Raw genomic sequence first — 25,506 nt, forward strand, 5'->3', positions numbered from 1 at the left:
AAATTAGCAGGAGACATGCATGACTGACGCCGTAATCGTATCGACTGCCCGCACGGGTCTCGCCAAATCGTGGCGCGGCGCGTTCAACATGACGCACGGCGCGACGCTCGGCGGCCACGTGACGCAGGCCGCCGTCGAACGCGCGAAGATCGACCCGGCGCGCGTCGAGGACGTAATCATGGGCTGCGCGAACCCCGAAGGCGCGACGGGCTCGAATATCGCGCGGCAGATCGCCCTGCGTGGTGGGCTGCCCGTGACCGTGCCGGGCATGACGGTGAACCGCTTCTGCTCGTCGGGCCTGCAGACTATTGCACTCGCCGCGCAACGCGTGATGGTCGGCGAGGGCGATGTGTTCGTCGCGGGCGGCGTCGAGTCGATCTCGTGTGTGCAGAATGAGATGAACATGCACATGCTGCGTGAAGGCTGGCTGATGGAGCACAAGCCGGAAATCTACTGGCCGATGCTGCAAACGGCCGAGACCGTCGCGAAACGCTATTCGATTTCGAAGGACCGTCAGGACGAATACGGCGTGCAGTCGCAGCAGCGGGCAGCGGCCGCGCAGGAAGCGGGGCGCTTCAACGACGAGATCGTTCCGATGACGGTGCTCGCCGGCATCGCCGACAAGGCAAGCGGCCGTCTCTTCACGAAGGAAGTGACGATTGCCGCCGACGAAGGCATCCGCGCCGACACGACGCTCGAAGGCGTATCGAAGATCCGTACGGCGCTGCCGGGCGGCGTGGTCACGGCGGGCAACGCGAGCCAGTTTTCGGATGGCGCGTCGGCGTGCGTGGTGATGAACGCGAAGGTCGCGGAGCGCGAAGGCCTGCAGCCGCTCGGTATTTTCCGCGGCTTCGCGGTGGCGGGCTGCGAGCCGGACGAAATGGGCATCGGCCCCGTGTTCGCCGTGCCGAAGCTGTTGAAACAGGCAGGTCTCAAGGTCGACGACATCGGTCTGTGGGAACTGAACGAAGCGTTCGCCGTGCAGGTGCTGTATTGCCGCGACAAGCTCGGGATTCCGAACGAACGCCTGAACGTCAACGGCGGGGCGATTGCCGTCGGTCATCCGTATGGCGTGTCGGGCGCGCGTCTGACGGGCCATGCATTGATCGAAGGCAAGCGGCGCGGCGCGAAATTCGTCGTGGTGACGATGTGCATCGGCGGCGGGCAGGGCGCGGCGGGCTTGTTCGAGGTCGTCTGAGCGCGCTTGCGCGTAGCGAATATCTGCGGATATAACAGCCCGCGTGCGAAAGCGCGCGGGCTTTTTTGCGTCGGCTTTACCTTACGCGGGCTTTGCCATGCTTCAGTGCTTCGGCTTTTTGTGCAAAGCTTCCGCGCGATGGACAGCACGTTTGCCGCTTTTCTCGCTTTCGACTTCGTAATGCACGTCGTTCTTCGACGCGGCCACCGTATGACCGTCCAGTTCCGTGTGCGTGGTGATCGCGCGGACTATTTTGCCCGTTGTCATGCCCTGCGGCGTGTTCCAGTTGACGCGATCGCCCGGTTTCAGATCGTGTTTCATGACGTGCTTCCGACAGGTTGAATGCAGGCGGATGCTGCATCCGTTGTTCCCGTATCCGCCTCATTCCTGCGGCATCAATGGATGACAGATGCCTGTCAGGCACACAATTCGCTGCTCGTTTCACGAACATATCCGCCAGACGATAAGGAGAACAATCATGCGAATGCGGGTTGCTTGCGTAGCTGTCGTGGGGGCAGTGGCGCTGTCGATCGCATCGGGTGCGGCGTCGGCGCAATCGCAGGCCTACACGAATCAGCCTGTCTACCTGTACGCAGGACCGGCGCAGGATTACCCGGTCGTCGCGCAATTGCCTGCTGGACAACCGGTGGCCGTCTACGGATGCGTGAGCGGCTACACATGGTGTGACGTGGCGATCGCGCAGGCGCGCGGGTGGGTCTATGGCGGCTATCTGACCTATCCGTATCAGGGCAGCAATGTGCCCATCATGACTTACGGGACGGCGATCGGCCTGCCGCTCATTACGTTTTCGATTGGCTCCTACTGGGACCATTACTATCGCGGACGCCCGTGGTACGGCGACCGTGGCCGCTGGGCGAATCATCCGCCGCCGCCGCACCGTCCGCCACCGCCGCCGCAGGGCGGTAATCGTCCGCCGGCCGGTGGGAACCGGCCGCCGTCCACGTCGCCCACGTCGCCACCTCCGCCTGGGCCACCCGGCGCTGGGCATGGACATCGGCCTGGGCCGCCGCAACAAGGCGATCGTCCGCCACAAGCGCCGCCACAGCAAGGCAGTCGTCCACCCCAAGCGCCGCCCCCGCAGCAAGGCGGGCGTCCGCCGGGTCAGGGCGGCAATCCTGCTGGGCCGCCGCCTGCGCATGATGGAGGACGTCCACAAGGCGGTGGTCGTCCCGCCGGGCCACCCGCCGCGGCGCCCGTTGCGCGTCCTTCGGGGCCGTCGCCCGGCTAGGGCGGCGGACATCCGTCCGGGCCTCCGGGCGGCGGTGGCAACGCCCGGCCGCCAGCGCCTTCAGGACAAGGCAACGAAGGCACGAATCACTGATCGCGAGGCAGTGTGCAGCCTTTTGTTGCACTACAGACCGCTCAGGCTGCCCATCGGCAGCGATAGCGCGCCCTGGTCGGTGAAGCGCGTGCCGCCCGTGATGCCGCCAGCAAGCCGGCCGCGCAGCATATAAGGAAGTTGGCCCGACTGCGCGCTGTCGGCGAATGCGAATGCCTGGCGGACGACGGTGAAGGCGGCCACCGTCAACGGCACGCCGATCACGGTTTCGCCGAAGCGCGGTACGGTGCCGCTCTGATCGCTGACGCCGCTCGCGAACGGCTTGCCGTTCAGGTCGAGTTCGACGGAAACGCCGTTGTAGTCGATGGGCGTTTCGTTCGGGTTCTGAACGCGCAGCTTCAGAATGAAGCGCATCTCCATTCCCTGGCCCGCGAGCGGCTCGATCCCGGCGACGGTCACGCGCAGCGAATCGCCGCCGAACATACCCGCGCAGCCGCCAAGCGACAGCAGCGCGACGAAGAAGAGCAGAAAACGGGCGAAGCGCGCGGCGCGGTCGGCGGTTATGGTCTCGATCCTCTCGAAGGGGACGCGTGAATGGCGCGCGTCGTATGCACTATAGCGGCGCAGGGCGCTGAAGCGGGCGCGATCGTGGGCTAAGCCGGGCACGCTTTGCCCGTCGCCACGGCGATGAGACAATCGCGGCGCCCTCGGCGTGCGGCTGGTTTGCGCCGAAACAGGACGGTCCGGACGCATGCCAGCGCGCGCCGTTTCGTTGTACCGTTCGGCTCGTCCCGGGGGCAAGACAAGCGCACGACTATCCGCATGAAACCGAAAATCGAAACTATCGTTCTTGGCGCCGATCTCGCGGGCACGTTCATCTTCGCGATCGAGGGCGCGGTGGCCGCGATGCACAGCGGACTCGACCTGCTCGGCGTGATGGTGATCGCGTTCGTCGCGGCGCTCGGCGGCGGTGTGACGCGCGACCTGCTGATCGGCGCGACGCCGCCCAACGCGATCCGCGACTGGCGCTATCCCGCGTTGACGTTCGCCGCGGGCCTGCTCACGTTCCTCTTCCATACCAACGCGCAAGGCTTTCCCGAGTTCTGGCTGATGGTGCTCGACGCGGCGGGCCTGTCGCTGTTCGCCGTCGCGGGCGTCGAAAAGGCGATGCTGTACCGGATCCGCCCGTTCGTCGCGGCGCTGATGGGCACGGTGACGGGTGTCGGCGGTGGCGTTATCAAGGACGTGCTGCTCGCGCGCATTCCGTCCGTGCTCGTCACCGATATCTACGCGACGGCAGCGTTCTTCGGCGCAGCCATGGTGCTGATCGCGCGGCGCTTCGGACTGTCGCCGGCGATGGCGGGCGTGGCGGGCGGCGTCGCGTGCTTCGTATTGCGCGTGGCTGCCGCGGCGTATGGATGGCATCTGCCGCGCGCGCAGCTCTGACTGCGGCGCGCGAGCACACGCTGCGAGCAACCCGCGCGGGAGGGGCCCGGCTACTTCAGACCGCCGACGATCTTTTCCATCTCCGCTTCGCTGAACGCGCGCATCGTCGCCGTGCGCACGTTGCCTTGCGCGGCGAGCGCGAGGCCGAGACGGGTCGTGGTTTCGTCGTCAGGCGAGTCGAACGAGATCACGAGGTCGTACGCGCCGAGCGTCCAGTTCACCGTGCCGACCGTCACGCCCATCGCCTTGCTGGCTTCGCGAAACGCGCGCGCCCGGTTGACGGTGTCTTTCGCGGTGCGCACACCCTGATCGGTCCAGTTGACCAGCATGAGGTAAGTGGCCATGTTGTCCTCGTGAAGTGAATGCAGATGATCCGCGCGCGTAGCGTCGGCTCTCGGTAGAAGAGGCGAACGCATCCACGGCGCGGGCCGTTTCCATGCGTGCATAAAGCGGCAAAGAGGAAGGAAGACAAGGCGGCCGGGGCGCGGCGAGCTCGCGCGGGAGGAGGAGTGGCCGCAGGTTGGTGGCGCCCGGTTTCGCGTTGCGCGTGACGGCTGCTTGCACGCACGGCCGGGCTGATTGCCTGAAAAGTATAGGCGACGCTACCTGGTGTGAAGGGGACGAATGCACGGACGACCTGTGCGTTTGTCCTATGCCGTGCAGCTCGATTCATCGTCTCGCGCAGTGCAGGTATCATCTGACGAAGCGTGTTTCATGTGTGTCCTGCATGCGCTCCGTGCGGACCGCGACGCAAGGTCAACAGCAAAGGTGAACGTCTTGATTCGTCATATCGTGATGTGGAAGTTGAACGAGGGAGAAGGCCGGACGCGGGAGCAGAATGCGTCTGTGCTGAAGCAAAAACTGGAAGCCTGCCGCGATGCCGTGCCGGGTATCGTGCATCTCGAAGTCGGTATCGCGACGCCAGGCCTCGACTCGACTTATGACGTCGTGCTCGTATCCGATTTCACCGACAAGGCAGCGCTGGACGCGTATCAGGTCCATCCCGCGCATCAGGACGTAAAGGCGTTTCTCGCGCCGATCCGCGAGGCGCGTCAGGCCGTCGACTACGAACTCTGAATGCATATGACTGACTCTTCCACCAATCAGCTGGTGATTGAAAGCCCGTTCATCGATCACATCGGCGTGCAACTCATTTCGGCGGGGGACGGCGCCAGCGAGGTCCTGCTGGCGCTGCGTCCCGAGCATCTGAACACGTGGGCCGTGTCGCACGGCGGCATCACGATGACGCTCGCCGACGTCGCGCTCGCGATGGCCGCGCGCAGCCTCGCTGCCGATGGCGTCGGCGTCGTCACGGTCGAGATGAAGGTGAATTTCATGCAGCCCGGCAGCGGCGAGTTACGCGCGACGGGCCGCGTGCTGCACCGTTCGACCACGATGGCCTATTGCGAAGGCGAGATTCGCGACAGCGAAGGCCATTTCGTCGCGAAGGCGCTCGGCACGTTCAAGTACATGCGGCGTCTCGCCGTTGGCCGCGAAGTGCGGCAGCAGCGGCTGCGCAGCGATCCGTCGGCGAAGCCGGGGCCGAGCGACGGCTGAACGCCGCGTGGTGCTCCCGCTCCCTATTTCACCCCATATTTCCGGAGACAAACCCGCCATGAGCCAGATCAATCGCCAGATTCTGCTCGTGTCGCGTCCGCAGGGCGCGGCATCCGCCGACAACTTCAAGCTCGTCGAAACGCCGCTCCCGCCGCTCGCCGAGGGTGAGGTGCGCGTGCGCAATCACTATCTGTCGCTCGACCCGTACATGCGCGGCCGCATGAGCGACGCGAAGTCGTACGCAACGCCGCAGCCGCTGAACGAAGTGATGATCGGCGGCACGACGGGCGAAGTGATCGAGTCGAAGAACGCGGCATTCAAGCCCGGCGACAAGGTAGTCGGCATGTCTGGCTGGCAGGAATTCGGCACGTCGGACGGCAAGGCCCTGCGCAAGATCGACGACACGCATGTGCCGCTCTCCGCGTATCTCGGCCCCGTCGGCATGCCCGGCGTGACGGCGTGGTACGGCCTGAACCGGATCATCGCGCCGAAGGCGGGCGAGACGGTCGTCGTCAGCGCGGCGAGCGGGGCGGTCGGCAGCGTCGTCGGCCAACTTGCGAAGCAGGCGGGCGCGCGCGCCGTCGGCATCGCGGGCGGTCCGGACAAGTGCCGCTATGTGGTCGAGACGCTAGGCTTTGACGCATGCGTCGACTACAAGGCAGGCAATCTTTATCAGGACCTCAAGGCGGCGACGCCGGACGGCGTGGACGGTTGCTTCGAGAACGTCGGCGGCGAAGGGCTCGACGCGACGCTCGCGCGGATGAACGCGCATGGTCGCATCGCGTTGTGCGGCTTCATTGCGGGTTATGACGGCGCGCCTATGCCGCTCAAACATCCGGCGTTGCTGCTCACGCAGCGACTTCTGGTTCAGGGCTTCATCGTCAGCGAGCATATGGATGTGTGGCCGGATGCGCTGAAAGAACTCGGCACGCTCGTCGCGCAGAAGAAGCTGCAGTATCGCGAGACCGTCGCGCAAGGTCTGGAAAACGCACCCGAAGCGTTTCTCGGCATGCTCAAGGGGCACAACTTCGGCAAGCAGCTCGTCAAGCTGATCTGAGTTGGCGCATATCGGAACGCGCCACGCGCAATCGCTGAACGAGGGATACGGCATGTTCGAGTTCGACGGCAAAGTCGCCGTGATTACAGGCGCGGCGAGCGGCTTCGGCCGCGCGTTCGCGGAAAAGGGCGCGTCGCTCGGCATGAGGCTCGTGCTGGCGGATGTCGACGCGAACGCGCTCGCGCAAACCGTCGATGCATTGCGCGCATCGGGGGCCGAGGTCATCGGCGTGCAAACGGATGTGTCCGATGGCGCACAGGTTCAGGCGCTCGCGGATGCCGCGCTCGCCGCCTTCGGCAAGGTTCATCTGCTTTTCAACAATGCCGGAGTCGGCTCCGGCGGCTTTCTGTGGGAAAGCTCGGCAAACGACTGGGCGTGGGTGTTCGGCGTCAACGTGATGGGCGTAGCCCACGGCGTGCGTATCTTCACGCCCATCATGCTGAAGCAGAACGAGCCGGCGCACATCGTCAATACGGCGTCGGTGGCGGGGCTCCTGTCGCCGCCGTCGATGGGCATCTACAACGCGTCGAAGCATGCGGTCGTCTCGCTGACGGAGACGCTGTATCACGATCTGCAGAATGCGGGCGGCGAGGTCGGGTGCTCGCTGCTGTGTCCTGCGTTCGTGCCGACGGGCATCGCCGGTGCCGAGCGCGCGCGTCCCGAGTCGCTTCGCAATAGCGCCGAACCCACGCGCTCGCAGCTCGCCGCCGACAAGCAACTGCAGCGCGCGGTGCGATCCGGCAAGCTGGGCGCGGCGGATGTCGCGGCACTGACGTTCGACGCGATCGCCGCGCGGCGTTTCTATATCCTCACGCATCCCGCCATTCTCGAGACGGTGCGCCTGCGGCACGAGGACATCGAGCAGCAGCGCAATCCGACCGATCCGCTGTCGCTCAAACCCGAGGTCAAGCAAGCACGCTAGCGCGCCGATGCGAGCGCGTCAACGCGCGTTCGTGGCATCATGGCGCGCTCATTCAACCGTCCGGTGCATCTGCGCCGTCGTCCGATCATGCCGCTGAATCCGAAGATCGAGCAGGTGCTCGACATGATCGCGCGCGCAAAGCGCCCCGCGTATCACGATCTGACGCCGCAAGCGGCGCGGGCATCGTACGAGAAAAGCGCGCCGATACTCGAAGTGCCCACGGCGCCGATGTTTTCCGTCGAGGACATCGACGTGCCGGTGCGCGACGGCGAGTCCATTCGCGTGCGTCTCTATCACCCCGCCGAGCCGCAATGGGCGAATCCCGCGCCCGCGCTCGTCTACTATCACGGCGGCGGTTTCACGGTCGGCAGCGTGAACACGCACGACGCGCTCTGCCGGATGTTCGCGTGCGACGCGCAATGCGTGGTGATGTCGGTCGATTACCGGCTCGCGCCGGAGTACAAATTTCCCACCGCCGTCGACGATGCGTTCGACGCGCTCAAGTGGCTGCACGAGAACGCTCCGCTTTACGGCATCGACGCGAGCCGGATCGCCGTCGGCGGCGACAGCGCGGGCGGCACGCTCGCCACGGTATGCGCCGTGCTCGCGCGCGACGCAGGCATTCCGCTCGTGCTGCAACTGCTGATCTACCCTGGCACGACAGGCCATCAACAGACGGACTCGCACGAACGCCTGGCGGATGGTTATCTGCTGTCTGGCGACACGATTCAATGGTTCTTCGAGCAATACGTCCGCGATGCCGACGACCGTCACGACTGGCGTTTCGCGCCGCTCGACGGCACGCGCGACGCGCCGGAGTTTCACGGCGTGGCGCCCGCATGGATCGCGACGGCCGAATACGACCCGTTGAGCGATGAAGGCGAGGCCTACGCGCACAAGCTGCGCGAGGCGGGCAATACCGTTGCGTTCAAATGCTACGCGGGCATGATCCACGAATTCTTCAAGATGGGTGGCTACGTGCCCGACGTGGCCATCGCGCATGCGGACGCGGCGGCGGCATTGCGCGCCGCGTTCGGAATCGAATGAAGATGAGCGGCCGTTTCGCCTTCAGGCGATATCGAACGTAAAACTGCGCTCGTAATCGCCGGGACGCACGACACGATGCGAGCCGTTGTCGTCGCTGCGTTCTAGCGCCGCGACACTCAGGCGTCCGTTCTGCGCAAACACCTGCACGGCCGTCGTGCCGCGTGTGCCGTAATCGGGCGTATCGATAAAGGCCGCCGACAGCGCGCGTTCGCGTTCGAGCGAAATGCCCGTCGCCGGCAGCTCGTCGTCGCGGGCGACGTGCGGGTCGCGCATCAGGCCAATCAGCGTCGCGAGCGGCGGACGGGCTTCGTCGGCGAGCGCCTGGGCAAGTTCGGCGCGCTTGCGCACGAGTTTCGGCCAGGGCGTATCGAGCACCGCGTTCGAGATGCCGTGCGTGCCCGGCGCGAGCAGCGTTGGCGCGGACGGCGAGCGGTTGCAGTACCACGCGAGTTCGCGCCGCGTCCAGTCGCCGACGAGCAGATTGAAGCCGTTGTACATGTCACCGTCCTGCGCGACGCGCAACAGATAGCCGAGCGGCGCACCGCTTTCGATACCGTGATCGCCCGACAGCCAGTTGCTGACCAGCGTGCCACGCGTCGGCGCATCGGCGCGCATTTCGTGGGGCGCGCGATAGTTGGTCAGCGCGGCAAAGCGCCCGTCGCGCGTCAAGCCGAGCCACGTGCCGCCGCCGACCAGATCGCGGCCCGCGAGCAAACCGGGTGCATCGTCCCACCAATGCATCGGTTCCGCCGTGCGCTTGAGGAATTCGTCGCGATTCGCCGCGAGCGTGAACAGCGGACCGTCAGACGCTTCGGGGCGCCAGTCGAACACGATCAGACACATCGGCAGAAGTCTTGGTAAAGAGAACGCGTGAATAAGGCAGGAACACGCCGCGCCAGAAATCCAGAAAGGAAGGCGCGGCGCCGTGCGGATTTGACTGGCGCGTCAGACTTCCGTCGGCAGCGCGTAGGGCAGCGGCAGGAAGGTCAGCGCGGGGCCATCGGCGGCACCCAGATGCACGCTGCCGTTTTCGAGCGCGGCCAGCTTGATCTCGACGAGGGCATCGACGCCGCCGTCAGGCGCGGCCGCCGTGTTGACGAGCATCCCGCACGGCTGGCCCGGATCGTCCGAATGAAACAGCTCGGCGCCCGGCACGACGCTCTCCGTTTCGCCCACGACGTTCGCGAGCGACATGCGCCGCTTGATCGTGCCGCGATACTGGCTGCGCGCGACCACTTCCTGGCCCGGATAGCAGCCTTTGCGGAAATTGACGCCGCCGAGCACGTCGAAGTTGATCATTTGCGGCACGAACTGCTCGACCACACGCTGCGTGATGCGCGGCTCACCGGCGCGGATGTCGAGCCAGTCCCACACGGCAGGCGACACGCGCCGCAGTTTGGCTTCGAGCACGGGCAGGCGCGCTTCGACTTCCGCTTTCGGTCCGATCCATACGTAGCGCAGGCGGCCTGCCGCATCGGGCACGCGCACCAGCGACCCGGCCGGTCCGTCCACTTTCACGTGCACGCCGTCGGGAATCGCGTCGAACACGCCCGACAGCGCGCCTCGCACGTCACCGGCAAGACCGATGGCAAGCGTATCGCCCGACGCGTCGCTGAGCTTCGCTTTCGCGCGCAGCACGAACATCGACAGACGCTTTTGCACGGCGGGCTGCACGTCCTTCGACACCAGCATCCGGATCGACTCGCCGCCGCACCATATGAGGAACGACGCCAGCAGCCGGCCTTTCGGCGAGCAGTAGCCGGCAAGGCGTGCCGTCGCGGCGTCGAGGTGCTGCGTGTCGCTGGTGAGTTGCGAGTGCAGGAAGGCAGCGGCGTCGTCGCCCTTCGCGTCGATCACGCCGAACTGCGGCAGCGGCATGAACGCGCCGCGCGAGAGGACGGCGTCGAACTCCTCGCGCGCGGGGCGCGGCAACACGGGAAGCGCGACGGAAACAGCAGCAGAAGCGGGGACAGCAGTGCCAGGAGCAGAAGCAAGCGGTGCGTTCATGGATTCGGGGAACAGTCAATTCTGACTTTGGCGGAGGCAAGCAAGTATTATATTGGCTTCACCCGAACCACGTTTCCATGTCCCTCCTGAAGAAATGCCTCATCGCCTGCGTCGTGCTCGCGATGCTGCTCGCCGCCGCGACGTACGGCGCGTACCACTGGGCCACCACCCCCATCCCGCTCGCCACCCCGCAACTCGATGTCACGATCAAGCCGCACAGCAGCCTGCGCAGCGTCACGACGCAACTCAACCGTGGCGGCGTCCCCGTCGAGCCGGAACTGTTCGTGATGATGACGCGCGTGCTCGGACTGCAATCGGCGCTGAAGTCGGGCAACTACGAATTCAAGCAGGGCATCACGCCGTACGACGTGCTGCAGAAGATCGCGCGCGGCGACGTCAACGAGTACGTGGCGACGATCATCGAAGGCTGGACCTTCAGGCACATGCGCGCCGAGCTGGATTCGAACCCGGCGCTGAAGCACGACACGGCGGGCATGTCGGACGCGGATATCCTGAAGGCGATCGGTGCGCCTGAAACGCCGACGGGCAACGGCGAAGGGCTGTTCTTCCCGGACACCTACCTGTTCGACAAGGACACGAGCGACCTCGACGTCTATCGACGCGCGTACCGGCTGATGAAGCTGCGCATCGACGAAGCATGGGTGGCGCGCGCGCCGGGTCTGCCGTACAAGACGCCGTACGATGCGCTGACCATGGCGTCGATCATCGAAAAGGAAACGGGCAAGGCGTCCGACCGCCCGATGGTCGCGGGCGTGTTCGCGAACCGTCTGCGCGTCGGCATGCCGCTGCAGACCGATCCGACCGTCATCTATGGAATGGGCGAGAGCTACTCGGGCCATCTGCGCAAGAAGGATTTGCAGACGGACACTCCTTACAATACCTATACGCGGATGGGCTTGCCGCCTTCGCCCATCGCGCTGCCGGGCGTCGCATCGCTACAGGCCGCGCTCAATCCGGCGCAGACCAGCGCGCTGTATTTCGTGTCGCGCGGCGACGGCAGCAGCATCTTTTCTGACACGCTCGGCGATCACAACAAGGCCGTCGACAAATACATTCGAGGTCAATGATGGCTCGGGGAAAATTCATCACGTTCGAGGGCATCGACGGTGCGGGCAAGACGACGCATCTCGGCTGGTTCCGTGACCGGCTGGAGCAGAAGCTCGCGCCCACCGGCCGTTCCGTTGTCATGACGCGCGAGCCGGGCGGCACGAAGCTCGGCGAGTCGCTGCGCGACATCCTGCTGCATCAGTCGATGGACCTCGAAACCGAGGCGCTGCTGATGTTCGCCGCGCGCCGCGAGCATCTCGCGCAGGTGATCGAGCCGGCGCTCGCTCGCGGCGACTGGGTGCTGTCCGACCGTTTCACCGACGCAACCTTCGCCTATCAGGGCGGTGGACGCGGCCTGCCGCGCGACAAGCTGGAAACGCTCGAGCGCTGGGTGCAGGGCGGTTTCCAGCCGGACATGACCGTGCTGTTCGACGTGCCGCCCGAGACAGCCAGCGAGCGACGCAGCGCGGCGCGCGCGCCGGACCGTTTCGAGAGCGAATCGGATGCGTTTTTCACGCGCACCCGCACCGAATATCTGCGCCGTGCGGAGGAAGCGCCTTACCGATTCGATATCATCGACTCGACGCGCAGCATCGCTGAAATTCAGAAGCATCTTGAGGAACTGATCGTATCTCTTTGATTTTACGTCGATATAAATTCACCCTATATCTGCGAACAAATCTCAGCCGATACTTCAAATATCCTCTTCAACCTATTGAATCGAAAGAGATACGATGATTTATCCGTGGCAAACCGACGACTGGAACCGCCTGCAGCAATTGCGTGCCCACTGGCCGCATGCGCTGCTGCTTCACGGGCAGGCCGGCATCGGCAAGCTGCGTTTTGCCCAGCATCTGGCGCAGGGTCTGCTGTGTGAGTCGGCATTGCCCGACGGCCAGCCGTGCGACAGCTGCGCGGCGTGCACATGGTTCAAACAGGGCAATCATCCGGACTACCGGATCGTGCTTCCGGAGGCGCTCGCTGCGGAAGCGGGCTTCACCAGCGCCGCCGCCGACGAAAAGGCCGAAAAAGAGAAAGCCGACGCCGACGAAGGCGGCAAGAAAACACGCACGCCGAGCAAGGAAATCAAGATCGAGCAGGTGCGGGCGCTGCTGGATTTTTGCGGCGTTGGCTCGCATCGCGGCGGCGTGCGCGTCGTTGTGCTGTATCCCGCCGAGGCGCTGAACGTCGCGGCAGCCAACGCGCTGCTGAAAACGCTTGAAGAGCCGCCTGCGGGCGTCGTGTTCCTGATGGTGTCGGCGCGCATCGACCGGCTGCTGCCGACCATCATCAGCCGTTGCCGCCAGTGGCCGATGACGACGCCGTCGCCCCAGGCCGCTACCGCGTGGCTCGCGCAACAGGGCGTGGCTGATGCGCCGGGCCTGCTCGCGGAAGCAGGCGGTGCGCCGCTCGCGGCGCTGGCGCTGGCCAGCGACGAAAACCGCCCGCTGCGCGACTGGACCCTGAAACAACTGGCGGCCGGCCCCAATTGCGACGCGTTCGCGTGCGGCGAGACCTTGCAGAAGCTGCCCGTGCCGCTCGTGCTGGGCTGGCTGCAGCGCTGGATGTACGATCTGCTCGCCCAGTCCACTGTCGGCACGACGGGCACGCCACGTTATTTCCCGGCGGCGTCGGCGGCGCTCTCGCGTTGCGCGTCGCAGGCCGACGCGAACGGTTTCGCGCGCTTCATGCGGACGGTCACGCGGCAACGCGCGGTCGAAAACCATCCGCTCAACGCGCGGCTCGTGTTCGAAGAACTGTTTCTCGGCTATCGCGACCTGTTCGTCCAGTAGCCAGATCCGTTCGCAGCGCATGTGAAGCACAACCGTTTTTAGCTCATTCCATCAACGACATCGACATGACTCTTCAATACCGCGACGCTACGCTCGACGATCTGCCCGCCATCGTCGCCATCTACAACTCGACCGTGCCGTCGCGCCAGGTTACGGCCGATCTGGAGCCGGTGAGCATCGACAGCCGCCGCGCGTGGTTCGAGGCGCACGGTCCTGAGAAGCGTCCGCTGTGGATCGTCGAAGATCAGGGGAAAGTGATCGCGTGGCTGAGTTTTTCCGATTTCTACGGACGCCCGGCTTATCAGCGCACGTCCGAAGTCAGCATTTATCTGGATGAAGCCGCGCGCGGCAAGGGGCTTGGCAAGAAACTGCTGGCAGCCGCGCTGGAAGCCGCGCCGAAACTCGGTATCGACACGGTGCTCGGCTTTGTATTCGGCCACAATGAGCCTAGCGTGCGACTCTTCCAGGCGTTCGGCTTCGCGGCATGGGGCACGCTGCCGCGCGTCGCGGTGCTGGATGGCGTCGAGCGCGATCTGGTTATCCTCGGCAAGCGTCTGGACGGCGCGCAGTAAGCGTTGCCGTACGACTCGCCTCAAACGTCATCGGATTTTTCGCAGGACTTCACCATGTTTGTCGATTCCCACTGCCATATCAACTTCGAAGGACTCGGCGACCGTCTGCCGCAAGTGCTGGAAAACATGCGCTCGCATTCGGTCACGCACGCGCTGTGCGTGTCCGTCGACTTCGAAACGCTGCCGTCCGTGCTGGACATCGCGCGTTCGTACGACAACGTGTATGCGTCAGTGGGCGTGCACCCGGACCATGAGGATGCGCGGGAGCCGACGGTCGCCGAGCTGGTCGAACTGGCGCAGCATCCGAAGGTGGTCGCGATCGGTGAGACGGGGCTCGACTATTACCGCCTCGAAGGCCGCTCGATCGACGAGATGGAGTGGCAGCGCGAGCGTTTTCGCGTGCATATCCGCGCCGCGCACCAGACGGGCAAGCCGCTGATCGTCCATACGCGCGCGTCGGCGGCGGATACGCTGCGGATCATGGCCGAGGAACGCGCGAGCGTGCCGGGCGGCGTGATGCACTGCTTTACGGAACCGTGGGCCGTCGCCGAACAGGCGCTCGCGCAGAATTTTTATATTTCGCTGTCGGGCATCGTCACCTTCAAGAGCGCGACGGACGTGCAGGACGTCGCGCGCCGCGTGCCGCTCGAGCGTCTGCTGATCGAAACCGACTCGCCGTACCTCGCGCCCGTGCCGTATCGCGGCAAGCCGAATGAACCTGCGTACGTCAGTTATGTCGGACGCTTCATCGCGCAGCAGCGCGAGATGGCGGACGAAGCGCTCGCGGCAGCGACCAGCGAGAACTTTTTCCGTCTGTTCAAGATTCCGGCGCCGGCAGGCGTTTGAAGTGAAAAATACGTAGTATCAACAGGATAGGAAATACTCCTAAAGCAACACATGAAAAAATATCTGACCGAGGGCCATCATGGCGCGGCTTCCGCCCGCGCCGCCGACCTGCGCCGTAGCCTGGCGAAACTGACGCTGGCAGCAGGTGTCGCGCTCGCGACGCTCGGCGCGCTGCCTGCGCACGCCGCACCCGCCGACACGATGATCAAGGCCGTCAAGTTCGACGACGTGAAGGAAGTGAAGAAGCAGCTGGCGAACGGCATGGACCCGAACATGGCCGACAACCAGGGCATCCCGCTCATCGTGATCGCCGCGCGCGAGAAATCTGACAAGGTGGTCGCCGCGCTCATCGACAATCCGAAGACGAATATCGAGATTCTCGACAAGGCGGGCGAAAACGCGATGATGATGGCCGCGCTGAACGGCGACATCGACATCGTGAAGCTGCTGATCGCCAAGGACGCGGAAGTCAACAAGAAGGGTTGGGCGCCGTTGCACTACGCGGCGGCGAACGGCAACGACGACATCGTCAAGCTGCTGCTCGATCATGACGCGTACATCGACGCCGGCTCGCCGAACGGCACCACGCCGCTGATGATGGCGTCGCGCGGCGGCCATGTGTCGACCGTGAAGCTGCTGCTCGACAGCGGCGCGGACCTCAACGTGAAAAACCAGCTCGGCCTGACCGCGCTCGATTTCGCCAAACAGTATAAGGAGCCCGATGTCGTCGAAGGGCTGACGGCACGCCTCCAGCAAATGCAGAAACAGGCCCCGCAGGCGCCCCAGTAACGCCGCAAAACAGTGCAAAATAGCAGCTTGGGCGCGGGTCACCACGCGCCTGAATTGCAGCCGGGACGGGTGGCTAAAACCGCGCGGCAAAGACCGCCGGACACCGTCAAGTTCCGGGCTTACACCAGGAAGGAAAAAAACATGCTGCGGGTTTTGATTTGCGCCGGCGCGCTCGCCGTGCCGCTGACGGCTGCCGCGTTTACGGGGGGCGACCTCAACAAGCTGTGCACGAAGACGGACGTTGCGTCGCGTAGCGCGTGTGCAGCCTATATCGAAGGCGCCGCGGACGGCGTGTTCAACACGATCGACGCGATCGGCGGGACGACGGGCCCGCGCGTCGGCCAGTATTTCTGCCTGCCGCCCGACGCGCGCTCGCAACAACTGACGGACGCCGTGCGCAAGTACATCGCCGACAACCCGAACGTGGCGGGCTACAACGCCAGCACGGCCATCTCGCTGGGACTCGGCAAGGCATTCCCCTGCAAGTCGGGCAGCTGAGCGGCGCTTCGCTTCTGTCGCTTCAGTTTCGTTTATCGCGATTCATCTCGACGCGCGCCGTGCTTGCTGCACCGCGCGCGTTTTCTGCTTTTTTTTCACCGCTTTAGACGCGTTTTAGACACGGTTCCAAGCCGGTCTTTTGGCCTATGCCGTCCGGCCCCGCACAAATGTGCAACTGATCGGGCGCAACCGCGGTCGAACCAGCACTGAACAATGCACGCCGGCCACGGCAGACCGGCCGCGGCAACCAGAGCGGAGGGACAGCAACATGGGCCGACTGATCGTCGTGTCGAATCGCGTGGCAACACCCACGGAGACCAAAGGCTCCGCGGGCGGGCTCGCGGTCGGCGTATTCGGCGCGCTGAAGGACGCGGGCGGCGTGTGGTTCGGATGGAGCGGGGACGTCGTCAGCGAAACAGTCGCCAACGCCGGGCCGACGCTCGACGTGGACGGCACTGTGACCTTCGCGACCACGGGCCTCACGCGCAAGGACTACGACCAGTACTACCGCGGCTTCTCGAACGCAACGCTGTGGCCCGTGTTCCACTATCGCAACGACCTCGCGCGCTACGAGCGCGAAGAGTACGCGGGCTATCGCCGGGTCAACGCGTGGCTGGCGCACAAGCTGATCAAACTGCTGAAGCCGGACGACATCATCTGGGTGCATGACTATCACCTGATTCCGTTTGCCGAAGCGCTGCGATCCGAGGGCATCAAGAACCGCATCGGGTTTTTCCTGCACATTCCGTTTCCGTCGCCGCAGATTCTGCTGAACATCCCGCCGCACGAAGAGCTGGTGAAGTCGCTGTGCTGCTATGACCTGCTCGGTTTTCAGACCGACAACGACGAACTCGCTTTTCACGACTATCTGCGCCGGCACGCGCGCGGTACGGTGTCGAGCGATGGCCGGGCTGAAGCGTTCGGCCGGCAGCTGCGCACGGGCGTCTACCGGATCGGCGTGTTTCCCGACGACATCGCCGAACAGGCGAAGCGCTACGAAAGCCGTCAGCATGTGCTCGACCTGAAGCAGAGCCTCGAAGGACGCAAGCTGATCATGAGCGTCGACCGGCTCGATTATTCGAAAGGGCTGGTCGAGCGCTTTCGCGCGTTCGAAGCGTTGCTGGAGCGTTCGCCCGAGTGGCGCGGCAACGTCACGCTCGTGCAGATCGCGCCGCCCACGCGCTCGGACGTCACCACGTACCAGGACATCCGTCAGCAGCTCGAATACGAAGCAGGGCGCATCAACGGAAAGTACTCAGGGCTGGACTACACGCCGATCCGCTATCTGAATCAGCAGTACGACCGCTGGAAACTGATGTCGCTGTTCCGCGAATCGCAGGTCGGGTTCGTCACGCCTTTGCACGACGGGATGAACCTCGTCGCGAAGGAATATGTCGCGGCCCAGAATCCGGACGATCCAGGCGTGCTGGTGCTGTCGATGTTCGCGGGCGCGGCGGCCGAACTGGAAGGCGCGTTGATTGTGAATCCTCATGATTCGCTCGGCATGTGCGACGCGTTGCAGCGCGCGCTCTCGATGCCGCTCGACGAGCGCAAGCGGCGTCACGAGATGGATATGCAGGCACTGCGCAAAAACGATCTGGGCGTGTGGCGCGATTCGTTCCTGCGCGATCTGCGCAGCGTCCCCACGCCTGCGCCGTTGCCGGATAGCGTGCGCGAAGTACGGGCGCCGGCAAAGAAGGCGGGGCGCGGCTGATGCAGCGCGGGCGTCCGTTCGACATCCAGAACAATGCTGTCTTGTCCGATTTGTCCGATCGACGCGCCGGCCGTGCGGAGCCCGAATGCTGACGACGCTCGCCATCGCCAACTATCGCTCGCTGCGCGATCTGATCGTGCCGCTCGCGCGTCTGAACGTGATTACGGGAGCGAACGGCAGCGGCAAGTCGAGCGTGTATCGCGCGTTGCGGCTGCTGGCCGTGACGGCGCGCGGTGGTGTCATTCCGTCGCTGGCGCGCGAGGGAGGGCTGCAATCCACGCTTTGGGCGGGCCCCGAGCGCTTTTCCCGCGCGATGCTGGCGGGCGACACGCCCGTGCAGGGCACGCGCCGCACGGAGCCCGTCAATCTGCGGCTCGGTTTTGCAGGCGATGAATTCGGCTACGCAATCGATCTCGGTCTGCCCATTCCAGGCGAAACGCAGTTCGGGCTCGACCCCGTCATCAAGCGCGAATGCATCTGGAGCGGTCCCGTGTTGCGTCCGTCGGCGCTGCTGGTCGACCGGCATGGCGCGTCGATCCGCACGCGTGACGACGACGGCGAATGGCAGACCATTCCGCATACCGTCGCTAGTTTCGACAGCATGATGACGGAGTTTTCTGACCCGCGTAGCGCGCCGGAGATGATCGCCGTGCGCGAGCAGATCCGTTCCTGGCGTTTCTACGATCATTTCAGAACGGATGCCGAGTCCCCTGTGCGCCTGCCGCAGATCGGCACGCACACGCCCGTGCTCAGCGACGACGGCGCGGACCTGGCCGCCGCGCTACAAACGATCCGCGAAATCGGCGACGCGACCGCGCTCGATGCCGCCATCGACGACGCCTTTCCCGGTTCGCGCGTGGCGATTACCAATATCGAGGGGCGCTTCGAGGTGACGATGCAGCAGCAGGGTTTGCTGCGCGCGCTGAAGGGCGCCGAATTGTCCGATGGTACGCTGCGCTACCTGTTGCTCGTCGCGGCGCTGCTCACGCCCCGGCCGCCCGCGCTGCTCGTGCTGAACGAGCCGGAAACCAGTCTGCATCCCGATCTGCTGCCGGCGCTCGCGCGGCTGATCGCGCGGGCGTCGTTGCGTTCGCAGGTTATCGTCGTGTCGCATGCGGCGCGGCTCATCGCGGCGCTGGAACGTGAGGACGGCAGCGAATCCGTCGTGCTTGAAAAGCAGTTGGGCGCGACCCGCATCGCCGACGCCGAGTCGCGCGATCTTCCCGCGTGGAAGTGGCCAGCCCGCTAGCGCGATGCGGAGTGACGCGGCGCGACGTGGCGCGACCGGCAAAGGCAAGGCGCTTCGCACGCCGCAGTAAATCGCGAGAAAGGGCAAGAAGGGATTGCCCGAAGCGAGTGTTTCCCGACTGTAACAGCGTAATGCAATTGAAATACCTGCGGCGTTTCGAGCAACACCGGGCAATAATCGGCGCATTGGACACAAGTGGCCCGAAGGTCAGGCGCGCGTGTTTTTTGGAAAGCCCAGAACCGTTGCGCAGCCGTCGTTCAGACGTCGTCCAGACTACGCATACGGATAAACCCGACATTGCGCCACAGTGCGCATGAAATCGCCAAACCGCGTTTGATCGGCTGCCTGCCTGCTGTCATACTCGTTCGCCACCGCTCGCTGCCGCCGCTCTCATGCGGCCCCTGGAGACACAGATGAGAATTGCGCAGATCGCTCCTTTGACCGAATCGGTGCCGCCCAAGCTATATGGTGGGACTGAGCGCGTCGTGTCGTACATCACCGAGGCGCTCGTCGACCTGGGCCATGATGTGACGCTCTTCGCAAGCGGGGATTCCGTCACGCGCGCGAAGCTCGAACCCGTGTGGCCGCGCGCGCTGCGGCTCGATCCCGGTATTCGCGACCGCATCGCGCCGCACATGCTGCTGATGGAACTGGTGCGCCGTCAGGCCGAAGAGTTCGACGTGCTCCATTTTCACATGGACTACTACTCGTTTTCGGTGTTCAAGCGCCAGGACACGCCGTTCGTCACGACCTTGCACGGCCGTCTCGATCTGCCCGAGCAGCAGCCGGTGTTCGACACGTTCAACACCGCACCCGTGATCTCGATCTCGAACTCGCAGCGTCATCCGCTGCCGCAGGCTCGCTGGCTCAGCACCGTCTACCACGGCCTGCCGGAAACGCTCTACACGCCGCAGCCCGTCGAGCAGAAGTACCTCGCGTTTCTCGGCCGCATCTCGCCGGAAAAGCGCGTCGATACGGCGATCCGCATCGCGGGCCGCTGTGGCATTCCGATCCGCATCGCCGCGAAGGTCGATGCCGCCGACGCCGAGTACTTCGAGCGCGACATCAAGCCGTTGCTGGATCTGCCGTATGTCGAGTACATCGGCGAGATCGCCGATCATCAGAAGGCCGAGTTTCTGTCGGGCGCGCATGCGCTGCTCTTCCCGATCGACTGGCCGGAGCCGTTCGGGCTGGTGATGATTGAATCGATGGCGTGCGGCACGCCCGTCATCGCGTTCAATCGCGGCTCGGTGCCCGAAGTGATCGACGACGGCGTGTCGGGTTTCATCGTCGAGGACGAGATCGGCGCGGTGGCCGCTGTCAACCGTCTGCACAAGCTGCCGCGCGCGGGCGTGCGCCAGCGGTTCGAAGAGCGCTTCACGTCGCACCGGATGGCGCAGCAATACGTGGACGCGTATCAGTCGGTGATTCGCGCGCAGAAGCGTTCGCGCTTCAAGGTGATCGACGCGTCGTCGAGCACCTGAAACGAGACGTCAGAGCCGCATAAAGAAAGGGCGACGCAATCCGACGATTGCGTCGCCCTTAGTCATTCGCCAGTCATCCATCGTGTTCATCACACCCATCGCCAATGGGCGAGGGCGGCATTGCCGCACCCGCCATCGACGACTTGCCGGAACCGCAAGGCGGACTCCCGTCCGCGTCCCGTAGCGCTGCGCCGCGGCGGCCTGCATCGAGGCCGCCATGTCGTCAGATCTTGAGCTTCGACACCTTCGTACCTGCCAGCGACACGTCCGCCATCAGGCCGGTGTTCGTCAGGACAAACACATCGACGGGCGCGGTGGCCGTGGTCGTATCGACGACGCCGTTCGCGCCCAGCTTGATGAGCGCGACGGACGCATCGGCACCGACCGACCAGCCGTCCGAGCTGCGGAATTTGTCGAGCGCATCCTGCGTCATGAACAGGAAGATGATCGCTTTCGACTGCGCGCCGGCCTGCAGGCCGAACGACCCGGAGATCGTGCTGTAGTAGCCGACCGTGCTGCCGCCCACACGCAGCGAGCCCTCGCCGTACTGTCCGCCGACCACGAAGCCGACCTGCAGCACGGACGGGAACACGAGAATGCCGCGCGCCTTCGCAACCAGCTCGCGTGAGCCTTGAACCGTCGTGTAGAGACGGGACATGGTGCCGTCGACGCTAGCGTCGATCGACTGCCGCTTCGACATGTCCGTAGCGGCAGACTCCCCGCTGCTCTTGGTGGTGGTGCAGCCGGCCAGTGCAAGGGTTCCGAAAGCGAGCGCGGCGGTACTCTTCAGCATGAAGTTTCGTCTTTGCATCGTTTTTCTCCATCGTGGTTCCGGGGTGCAGCCTCAGTTCACGCGGGTTGCCTGTTTAGTTATATCACACCAACCAGTAATGCAAGGGTTCTGGGGTCACCGCGCAAACCCTTGTGCGACGGGCGCTCCGCCGATGGTCAGCGATCTGTTGGGTAATTCTGGCCGGTCGGTTGCGCGGGTGGGAAGCCTGTCCGGCTGCTGTCCGGCGCTCGTGCGCGGAGACGGCAATGCGCGTCGTTGGCCCGGATTCGAGCCGCGAGAACGTCTGCCGGAAGCAGTCGTATTTACCGCTTTTGCACTGCGTCAAACTTCGCTGTAAGCGAACGGAAAGTGTTGCGGGAAAGCCGCAGCGGCGCGTCGGAAGCGCACCGCATGCCGTACGCAAACTCGCGGGTAACGTGTTGCACGCGTTGCAGCGCGAGCACGCGCGTCGGGATCGCTAATGATTCGCCGGACTTTTATTGACGGGTGGCCGCCTCAGCGCGCGGCGCACCATGCCGATGATGAAGCCGATCGCAAAGATGGTTGCGGCAGGCACGACCCAGTAGCCGACGAACGCATGCCACAGATAGCCTGCCAAGGTGCTCTTGCGGACCGCGTACTCGTTGATCGCGTCCTGCTGGCGCGGCGCGTTCGCGCTCAGCACGTCGGCGGGGCAGCCCGCTTCGCGCGCAACGTCGGGCGTGCCGTGGCAGCGCGCGGCGGCGCCTGCGGCGCGTTGCGCGTCGGTCAGCTGCCACGTCGTGAGCGCGTTGTTCAGGTCGACCCGGTTATAGGCCATTTCCTCCTGAATCTCGCGCACGGCGACGATCGCCACGGGCACAGCCCAAAATACGATCACCACCAGCCAGCGACGCAACCAGCGATTCTTGTGTCTCCCAACCATCCTTGCCTCCGTGCGATGCGCTTGCGGCATCAACGACAAGCTGGCGGCCCGTGGGACTTGTTTTGTGTGGGGCATGGGCCGTCTGTGCCGCCATCATAGAAGAAAACGGCCGGGGAAGTGCAGGGTGTGATGACGCGAATGCACGGCTTGTGTGCGCCATGTCGCAGGCGGGACGGGAAGCGCATGCGCGACGCTTCAGGTTCGACGTAACGCCGTCGCTGCGCCATGACGAAGCCCAAAAGAAAAGCGGCGTCCGCGATGGATGCCGCCCGTCGATACCGCATCGCCAATCGTGCCGCGCGAACCTACACAACGCGACACGCAACCAGGATCTCAGCCCTTGTTGCTCAGGCAGGTGCTCATGAATGCCTTGCGGTCGTCGCCTTTCTTGTCGGCCGCCTGCTTGTTGCACATCTTCATCTTGTCCTGTTGCGTCATCGGGCCGGACGCGGCCGCCGCCGACGCCGGCTTTGCCGACAGACAGCTCTGCATAAACGCCTTGCGTTCGTCTCCCTTCTTGTCGCCTGCCTGCTTGTTGCAGTCGGTCATCTTCGATTGCTGGCTGTTCGCGGCGAAAGCAGGCGACGCGAGCAGACCTGTCAGGGCGAGGGCAGCGAGAGCGGCTTGGATCTTCATGGGACACTCCATCACGGGTTGTGAATGTTGTTGATTGTCGTGAGACGGGCATCGAGCCGGGCGCTAGCCTCGGGCAGATAGCTTTCGTTGTGTTCGCCGTCACCATTGCTATGCATGGTGCTGTCAGAACGAGCGGACCGTACAAACGGTTGACGCACGCCGCGCTCAGACTGCACAGGTCTTTCCCTAAGATCGCTTACCCTGAACGTGCGAACCGTTATGCTTGAGTCGTTGCTGTCATCGCCATCCAGGAGTTTTCGCCATGCACTATCTGCTGATCTACGATGTGTCGCCGGATTATCTTGAGCGTCGCGCGGAGTTTCGCGGCGCGCATCTGAAGCTCGCATGGGCGGCCGCCGAACGGGGTGAGCTGCATCTCGGCGGCGCACTCGCCGATCCCGTCGATATGGCCGTGCTGCTCTTTGAAGGCGAAACGCCCGCCGTCGCTGAATCGTTCGCGCAAGCCGATCCGTATGTGCTCAACGGTCTCGTCACGAAATGGCGCGTGCGGCCGTGGACCACTGTCGTCGGCGAACACGCGGCGACGCCCGTGCGCTGAGCCACCCACCGACGCCACAGATCAACGCCACCCCCACGCAATATTCGTTTCACGCAGCGGCAACGATGCAACACAAATAAAAACGCCGCTGCACACGCGCACCATATGCGTCTTACATCAAAGCGAATGTAACTGCGTCAACTCTGTTGTGCGCAATCCACGCGAACAGGCGTTGTCATCGCGACGACGCGAGCATGGACGCGCTGCGTCGCGCTGTTCGCGCAATGTTCGAAGCGTTGCAACTGACGTCATTTCTGTGACAGTCATGAACTAAACGACGCAGCAAAAAGGACAAGATTGTTTCTATCCGTAACACTTGTCTCCGTCATATTCAGACAAACCCTAGGAATGGTATGCTTCGTGCACAAATTCTCCCATGCACGAGTGAGACCACGTTTTGTGCGTCGTCCCGGTGAATTAGCGCACTATCGGTGTGCTTTTATTAATCCCGGCGCACGAACGTATAAGCATATTGTGCAACCGAGGACCCGACACGAACCGCCAAAATGAAGTTCGTGCGAGCCCAACGCCGCAGCCGGGCCAGGCTGCGTGGAGAACTCAATGTTTTTCGATGAGCTAAGCAATGACGAATGGGCGCAAGTATCAGCGCTTGTTTCCGACGAGCCAGCCGTCCGCCTGAACCGACGCGGACGGCCCCGCGCCGAACCTCGAATCGTGGCCAATGCCGTTCTGTGGATCCTGACCACTGGCGAGCCGTGGTCGAGGCTTCCCGGCCGCTATCCGTCAGGTCCTACGTGCCGGCGTCGCTTCGAGGAGTGGCAAGCCGATGGCACGCTGGCCGAAGTGATCCGTCTGTTGACGCTGAATGGGCGCGCGTTCGCGTACATTCCCGAGCCGACGCCGCCTGCTGCGCCGAAGCCGGCGCCTGTGGTCGAAGCGCCGAAGCCGCGTGACGAGTTCGCGCGCGGCGTGTTCTGGAAGAGTCCGGAGACGTGGCAATCGTCTGGTCCCGAGTCGGACGTGCCGAGCGGCGCGCCGTCGGGCTGGCGCGCGCTCGCGCCGATGGCCGACATCACGCGTCAGCTGGCGGGCTCGGCTGCCGTCGAGACGGGCTTCGTCGAGGCGCCGCGCGCAAGTGCTGTGAGCGCTGCGAGCGCGCTCGATGCCGGCGTCGTCTTCGGCGACGTGCAGCGTGTCGACGTGCAAGCTGTGCAGGCGCCGATGCAGGCGCACGTCGCAGACTCTCATGCCACGCCGGCGCAAGCCGACGCGCATGGCGAAGACGCGTCCACCGCGAGCGCTTCGGCGGATACCTCGGCGGATAGCCAGCACACGCCGCTGTGGATGAGCCTCACGGCGCCGCGCGGCCTGGAGGTCGCCGACCGCCAGGGCTATACGATTTACGTCGAGGCAGAGCAGGTGCCTAACGACGCATTCCGCGCGTGGGCCGAGATCATGAAGGACGGCAAGCGCGTCGAGCGCTCCGGCCTGATCGGCCCGCGTTTCGCCGATGTCGACGCAGCGCACCGTTTTGCGCTCGACTGGGCGCGGCAATGGATCGACCGCGAATGCCGTACGCATGAAGCAGCGGCAGGACTGCGCGCGAACCCGTCGAGCGTGGGTATGCACACGCCGAAGGTCGCCGTGCGGCCGGTCACGCGCGCCATGCCCGAACTCACGCCGACGCCAGCGCTCGCCGCGGCGAACGTTGCCGCCACAACGGGCAATCCGCATCTGCCGCAGCATCTGAATCCGCGTCTGATGCCGTTGCGGCGCTATCCGCCCGAAGTCGCCAAGGACAAAACGGGCGAACGCTACCTGTTGCCGTTGAATCTGCATTCGCACGCAGGATGATGACGATGGCGTAGGCACGCCATCGTTTGAGCCAGAACTGGAACCGGTTACTTGGGCAGACGCGCAGCGGGTAGGCGCGTCGTTGCTGTCTCGTCGTTCATTGTCGTGATTCGATGCAGTGGTTCACGCATCGCGCGCTTCACCCCCGCAGTTTCAATCTGCGCAGTTTCAATCTGAGGTATCAGCAAACACGTCGTAGCAGAGACGGGCGCAATCCATCAGCGTCCGTCTCTGCTGCGTTTGTTAGCGATG

At 64.5% G+C, this 25,506-nt stretch carries 28 protein-coding genes; 20 read left to right on the forward strand and 8 right to left on the reverse strand.

Going from position 1 to position 25,506, the window contains the following annotated elements; genetic code table 11:
* The first annotated feature begins 19 nt into the window (after window positions 1-19).
* The gene (locus SB822_RS16950) at window positions 20-1,198 is read left to right on the forward strand and encodes an acetyl-CoA C-acyltransferase (RefSeq protein WP_090835181.1); all 1,179 of its coding nucleotides are present in this window, start codon (window positions 20-22) and stop codon (window positions 1,196-1,198) included.
* 102 nt (window positions 1,199-1,300) lie between these two features.
* Here SB822_RS16950 and SB822_RS16955 read toward each other — a convergent pair whose 3' ends face one another.
* Window positions 1,301-1,519, reverse strand: coding sequence for a DUF2945 domain-containing protein (locus tag SB822_RS16955; RefSeq protein ID WP_090835179.1), 219 nt, complete (start codon window positions 1,517-1,519; stop codon window positions 1,301-1,303).
* Between the two features lie 157 nt (window positions 1,520-1,676).
* Here SB822_RS16955 and SB822_RS16960 point away from each other — a divergent pair, with 157 nt between their 5' ends.
* Window positions 1,677-2,447, forward strand: coding sequence for an SH3 domain-containing protein (locus tag SB822_RS16960; RefSeq protein WP_322789357.1), 771 nt, complete (start codon window positions 1,677-1,679; stop codon window positions 2,445-2,447).
* Window positions 2,448-2,570: 123 nt separating this feature from the next.
* On the opposite strand, the gene SB822_RS16965 is transcribed toward SB822_RS16960, so the two are convergent.
* Entirely contained in the window at window positions 2,571-3,062 is a 492-nt protein-coding gene (locus SB822_RS16965; protein WP_090835336.1) for an LEA type 2 family protein, read from the reverse strand.
* A gap of 258 nt (window positions 3,063-3,320) precedes the next feature.
* Between SB822_RS16965 and SB822_RS16970 the strand changes: the two genes are divergently transcribed.
* Window positions 3,321-3,944 carry a trimeric intracellular cation channel family protein gene (locus tag SB822_RS16970; RefSeq protein ID WP_007733189.1) on the forward strand — a complete coding sequence of 208 codons (624 nt, stop codon included), beginning with the start codon at window positions 3,321-3,323 and terminating at the stop codon, window positions 3,942-3,944.
* A gap of 50 nt (window positions 3,945-3,994) precedes the next feature.
* Here the strand turns inward: SB822_RS16970 and SB822_RS16975 are convergent, their stop codons facing one another.
* Window positions 3,995-4,288, reverse strand: coding sequence for a GYD domain-containing protein (locus tag SB822_RS16975; RefSeq protein WP_007585937.1), 294 nt, complete (start codon window positions 4,286-4,288; stop codon window positions 3,995-3,997).
* Between the two features lie 433 nt (window positions 4,289-4,721).
* Here SB822_RS16975 and SB822_RS16980 point away from each other — a divergent pair, with 433 nt between their 5' ends.
* The 5 genes from SB822_RS16980 to SB822_RS17000 all read left to right on the forward strand — a co-directional run bounded on the left by SB822_RS16980 (window position 4,722) and on the right by SB822_RS17000 (window position 8,527).
* Window positions 4,722-5,021 carry a Dabb family protein gene (locus SB822_RS16980; RefSeq protein ID WP_176133831.1) on the forward strand — a complete coding sequence of 100 codons (300 nt, stop codon included), beginning with the start codon at window positions 4,722-4,724 and terminating at the stop codon, window positions 5,019-5,021.
* Window positions 5,022-5,501, forward strand: a complete 480-nt coding sequence (locus SB822_RS16985) for a PaaI family thioesterase (protein ID WP_407671757.1) — start codon at window positions 5,022-5,024, stop codon at window positions 5,499-5,501.
* 58 nt (window positions 5,502-5,559) lie between these two features.
* Window positions 5,560-6,558, forward strand: coding sequence for an NADP-dependent oxidoreductase (locus tag SB822_RS16990; protein ID WP_090835177.1), 999 nt, complete (start codon window positions 5,560-5,562; stop codon window positions 6,556-6,558).
* 52 nt (window positions 6,559-6,610) lie between these two features.
* Window positions 6,611-7,480, forward strand: coding sequence for an SDR family oxidoreductase (locus SB822_RS16995; protein ID WP_090835332.1), 870 nt, complete (start codon window positions 6,611-6,613; stop codon window positions 7,478-7,480).
* An 87-nt stretch (window positions 7,481-7,567) separates the two neighbouring features.
* Window positions 7,568-8,527: an alpha/beta hydrolase gene (locus SB822_RS17000; RefSeq protein WP_090835330.1), complete on the forward strand. Its 960-nt coding sequence runs from the start codon at window positions 7,568-7,570 to the stop codon at window positions 8,525-8,527.
* A 21-nt stretch (window positions 8,528-8,548) separates the two neighbouring features.
* Here the strand turns inward: SB822_RS17000 and SB822_RS17005 are convergent, their stop codons facing one another.
* Complete coding sequence (locus SB822_RS17005) at window positions 8,549-9,370, reverse strand: NRDE family protein (RefSeq protein WP_090835175.1); 822 nt, start codon at window positions 9,368-9,370, stop codon at window positions 8,549-8,551.
* A 102-nt stretch (window positions 9,371-9,472) separates the two neighbouring features.
* Window positions 9,473-10,534, reverse strand: a complete 1,062-nt coding sequence (locus SB822_RS17010; RefSeq protein ID WP_090835173.1) for a YgfZ/GcvT domain-containing protein — start codon at window positions 10,532-10,534, stop codon at window positions 9,473-9,475.
* A gap of 77 nt (window positions 10,535-10,611) precedes the next feature.
* Between SB822_RS17010 and mltG the strand changes: the two genes are divergently transcribed.
* From mltG to SB822_RS17060, 10 genes are all read left to right on the forward strand, one after another.
* Window positions 10,612-11,622 carry an endolytic transglycosylase MltG gene (gene mltG / locus SB822_RS17015; protein ID WP_410855211.1) on the forward strand — a complete coding sequence of 337 codons (1,011 nt, stop codon included), beginning with the start codon at window positions 10,612-10,614 and terminating at the stop codon, window positions 11,620-11,622.
* Window positions 11,622-12,242, forward strand: coding sequence for a dTMP kinase (gene tmk / locus SB822_RS17020; protein WP_007733170.1), 621 nt, complete (start codon window positions 11,622-11,624; stop codon window positions 12,240-12,242). The genes mltG and tmk overlap by 1 nt, the downstream gene beginning before the upstream one ends.
* A gap of 94 nt (window positions 12,243-12,336) precedes the next feature.
* The gene (locus SB822_RS17025) at window positions 12,337-13,395 is read left to right on the forward strand and encodes a DNA polymerase III subunit delta' (protein ID WP_007733169.1); all 1,059 of its coding nucleotides are present in this window, start codon (window positions 12,337-12,339) and stop codon (window positions 13,393-13,395) included.
* Between the two features lie 65 nt (window positions 13,396-13,460).
* A complete protein-coding gene (locus SB822_RS17030; RefSeq protein ID WP_007585948.1) occupies window positions 13,461-13,967 on the forward strand; it encodes a GNAT family N-acetyltransferase in 507 nt (168 codons plus the stop codon).
* Window positions 13,968-14,021: 54 nt separating this feature from the next.
* Window positions 14,022-14,813, forward strand: coding sequence for a TatD family hydrolase (locus SB822_RS17035; protein ID WP_079499570.1), 792 nt, complete (start codon window positions 14,022-14,024; stop codon window positions 14,811-14,813).
* A 51-nt stretch (window positions 14,814-14,864) separates the two neighbouring features.
* Window positions 14,865-15,602 (forward strand): ankyrin repeat domain-containing protein, encoded by a 738-nt coding sequence (locus tag SB822_RS17040; protein WP_079485666.1) that lies wholly within the window; start codon window positions 14,865-14,867, stop codon window positions 15,600-15,602.
* 141 nt (window positions 15,603-15,743) lie between these two features.
* Window positions 15,744-16,100, forward strand: a complete 357-nt coding sequence (locus SB822_RS17045) for a Rap1a/Tai family immunity protein (RefSeq protein ID WP_007585951.1) — start codon at window positions 15,744-15,746, stop codon at window positions 16,098-16,100.
* Window positions 16,101-16,368: 268 nt separating this feature from the next.
* Complete coding sequence (gene otsA / locus SB822_RS17050; RefSeq protein WP_007585952.1) at window positions 16,369-17,814, forward strand: alpha,alpha-trehalose-phosphate synthase (UDP-forming); 1,446 nt, start codon at window positions 16,369-16,371, stop codon at window positions 17,812-17,814.
* An 85-nt stretch (window positions 17,815-17,899) separates the two neighbouring features.
* Window positions 17,900-19,063, forward strand: a complete 1,164-nt coding sequence (locus SB822_RS17055) for an AAA family ATPase (protein ID WP_007585953.1) — start codon at window positions 17,900-17,902, stop codon at window positions 19,061-19,063.
* Window positions 19,064-19,476: 413 nt separating this feature from the next.
* Window positions 19,477-20,547, forward strand: a complete 1,071-nt coding sequence (locus SB822_RS17060) for a glycosyltransferase family 4 protein (protein WP_007585954.1) — start codon at window positions 19,477-19,479, stop codon at window positions 20,545-20,547.
* Between the two features lie 223 nt (window positions 20,548-20,770).
* On the opposite strand, the gene SB822_RS17065 is transcribed toward SB822_RS17060, so the two are convergent.
* From SB822_RS17065 to SB822_RS17075, 3 genes are all read right to left on the reverse strand, one after another.
* Window positions 20,771-21,358, reverse strand: a complete 588-nt coding sequence (locus tag SB822_RS17065) for a YSC84-related protein (RefSeq protein WP_007585955.1) — start codon at window positions 21,356-21,358, stop codon at window positions 20,771-20,773.
* Between the two features lie 439 nt (window positions 21,359-21,797).
* On the reverse strand, window positions 21,798-22,244 hold the full coding sequence (locus SB822_RS17070; RefSeq protein WP_007585956.1) for a hypothetical protein: 447 nt from the start codon (window positions 22,242-22,244) through the stop codon (window positions 21,798-21,800).
* A 333-nt stretch (window positions 22,245-22,577) separates the two neighbouring features.
* The gene (locus SB822_RS17075; RefSeq protein ID WP_007585957.1) at window positions 22,578-22,880 is read right to left on the reverse strand and encodes a PsiF family protein; all 303 of its coding nucleotides are present in this window, start codon (window positions 22,878-22,880) and stop codon (window positions 22,578-22,580) included.
* Between the two features lie 262 nt (window positions 22,881-23,142).
* Between SB822_RS17075 and SB822_RS17080 the strand changes: the two genes are divergently transcribed.
* Both SB822_RS17080 and SB822_RS17085 read left to right on the forward strand, forming a co-directional pair.
* On the forward strand, window positions 23,143-23,439 hold the full coding sequence (locus SB822_RS17080; RefSeq protein ID WP_090835171.1) for a YciI-like protein: 297 nt from the start codon (window positions 23,143-23,145) through the stop codon (window positions 23,437-23,439).
* Window positions 23,440-24,000: 561 nt separating this feature from the next.
* A complete protein-coding gene (locus tag SB822_RS17085) occupies window positions 24,001-25,254 on the forward strand; it encodes a DUF6566 family protein (protein WP_090835169.1) in 1,254 nt (417 codons plus the stop codon).
* Window positions 25,255-25,506: the final 252 nt, after the last annotated feature.

The organism is Paraburkholderia sp. SIMBA_054, assembly GCF_046534875.1.
Classification (GTDB): domain Bacteria; phylum Pseudomonadota; class Gammaproteobacteria; order Burkholderiales; family Burkholderiaceae; genus Paraburkholderia; species Paraburkholderia hospita.